The sequence below is a fragment of the Paenibacillus sp. N119s genome, assembly GCF_059447605.1.
In genome coordinates this window covers 1-2,160 of record NZ_JCAJRU010000407.1, presented here as the reverse complement: position 1 = coordinate 2,160, position 2,160 = coordinate 1, and the positions used below count along the sequence as shown (strand labels likewise).

Here is a 2,160-nt window from a genome sequence, read left to right as displayed (position 1 = left end):
CAACCGGAGGCAGCACAATTACGCCGATATCCAGTGCTCCAGCTTCTACGTCTTGCTCCACTTTTTTAGCCCCATCCTCGAACAATTGAATAGTCACATCGGGAAAAGCCTTATGAAATTCACCAATGACACGCGGAAAAAAGCTAGACCCGACCATAGGAGGCAAGCCGATGCGGATATGTCCTTTTTTCAGGTTCATCAAATCACTCAGTTCCGAGGACAGGCTCTGAAAGGACTTTACAATCGCTTGTGCCTGAAGCTCAATGACCTTGCCCGCATCCGTCAGTACGATTCTTTTGCCAATGCGATCAAACAAAGTAACTCCCAATTCTTCTTCCAGGCTTTTAATCGTCTTACTAATCGTCGGCTGAGTAATGAACATGCTCTGGGCTGCCTTCGTAAAGCTGCGCAACCGCGCGACTTCCAGAAAATATTGCAAATGTCGGATATCCAAAGCTACACCTTCTTCCATAGATAAACGGAATAGACTTCATTCTTTATATGCATTTTACTCATGAAAGCTTGTGATGTAAAATTTCATTACAGTTTGAAAATAACGGATCTCAAAGATAGGAGACTTTATATATGAAAAGCTTCATACGCGGTGTCCTTCAGATCGCCGTCCTGATGGCCTTTTCGCTCATCCTGAACGCGCTGGTCTCCTGGCTCCACCTGCCTATACCTGGTAGTATCGTCGGTATGCTAATTCTCTTTGTTCTGCTGCAAACGGGTTTGGTTCGACTAAGCTGGATCGAGGTCGGCGCAAACTGGTTGCTGGCCGAACTGCTATTATTCTTTATTCCCTCCGCTGTTGGTGTTATGAATTATTGGCCGATGCTGGAACACGATGGCATGAGTATTATGCTGGTCGTACTGCTCGGCACCTTCCTGGTGATGGCCTGCACAGGTATGATCGCCAGTCTGCTTGGTAAACGAAAGGAGCATAAATCATCATGACCGGTCTTCTATGTATTGTATTGACACTCGCTATTTACTGGATGGCCAAACGCATGTACCGTACACTGCCCAAGGTGTATATGTCCCCATTGCTCATTACACCTGTTGTTATTATTTTGATTTTGACACTGACGGGTGTGAATTACCGTTCTTATAATTCAGGCGCTCAGTTGCTATCCATGCTGCTACAACCAGCTACGATTGCATTTGCTGTCCCTTTGTACCGATATTTCCCTGTGTTAAAGAAACACGCAGCCCAAATTGTACTTAGCGTGTTGTCTGGATCTGTCGTAGCCGTGCTGTCCTCCATGGCGCTCGCCAAGTGGATGCATCTGGATTCCTCGCTGCTGAGCAGCCTGATTCCTCGCTCCATTACGACGCCTATAGCGATGAATGTATCGCAAACGATTGGCGGTAATCCGACAGTCACGGCTGTATTCGTTATTCTGACCGGATTGAGCGGTCTTATTATCGGTCCGATGACCGTCAAGCTATTCCGTATCGAAAATGAAGTTTCACGCGGGGTATTGCTCGGCACCGGCGCTCATGGTACAGGTACCTCCAAAGCATTCGAATTCAGTTCGCTGACAGGTACCATCTCCAGCATCTCAATGGTGCTCGCCGCTCTCTTTACCTTAGCGGCTGCGCCGTTCCTGTTCCACTTGATGCTGTAAGCCATCTGTATAACAAAGAAGCAGCGATTCTCTTATGAATAGAGAATCGCTGCTTTTATGTTGTAGGCCCTTTTCATTTAAAGTAGTGATGCTATATCAGATGGCTTTAACGGCGCCAGGTTCGGCCTCTGCCTCTACAGGTGTCACCGCTTCATACAGGTAAGCATCCAGCTCAGTCGTATATTGGCGTTCTTGCTCGGGGCCCCAGCCTGCATGTTCGGACATCAATGCAACGGCAGCCTCCTTCCAATGCTTCACCTCGTCAATCTGAAAGAACAGCGCTCCAGTTCGGCGTATGAAAAAATCAGACGGTGTCACTGTCATTTCCTGTTCCATCGCGTACAGAAGCGGTACACGTACTTCCACAGGCAGCGCCGCTTCCGTCTCGGTGGCGTTCTTCATGCTCCGTGCCGCTATGGCAAACAGTCGCTCCACGTTAGAACCATAGCGAACAGCCCATGCTCTGGCGGTTTCCAGCGATAGGCCGAGCGCGGCGCCCGCTGCGGCTTGCTTGCTCACAAAAGCGTCC

The 2,160-nt window shown here is 48.8% G+C and carries 4 protein-coding genes; 2 read left to right on the top strand and 2 right to left on the bottom strand.

The genetic code is table 11. The features are described from left to right. Positions 1-454, bottom strand: a 454-nt coding sequence (locus AC5V8P_RS25215) for a LysR family transcriptional regulator (protein ID WP_495474016.1), incomplete at its 3' end; no start/stop codon positions are given. A 131-nt stretch (positions 455-585) separates the two neighbouring features. Between AC5V8P_RS25215 and AC5V8P_RS25210 the strand changes: the two genes are divergently transcribed. Together AC5V8P_RS25210 and AC5V8P_RS25205 are read left to right on the top strand one after the other, a co-directional pair. Next, on the top strand, positions 586-957 hold the full coding sequence (locus AC5V8P_RS25210) for a CidA/LrgA family protein (protein ID WP_064797678.1): 372 nt from the start codon (positions 586-588) through the stop codon (positions 955-957). After that, positions 954-1,631: a CidB/LrgB family autolysis modulator gene (locus tag AC5V8P_RS25205; RefSeq protein ID WP_063207107.1), complete on the top strand. Its 678-nt coding sequence runs from the start codon at positions 954-956 to the stop codon at positions 1,629-1,631. The genes AC5V8P_RS25210 and AC5V8P_RS25205 overlap by 4 nt, the downstream gene beginning before the upstream one ends. Positions 1,632-1,727: 96 nt before the next feature. On the opposite strand, the gene AC5V8P_RS25200 is transcribed toward AC5V8P_RS25205, so the two are convergent. Further along, on the bottom strand, positions 1,728-2,160 hold a 433-nt coding region (locus AC5V8P_RS25200), incomplete at its 5' end, for a glycerol-3-phosphate dehydrogenase C-terminal domain-containing protein (protein ID WP_495474015.1).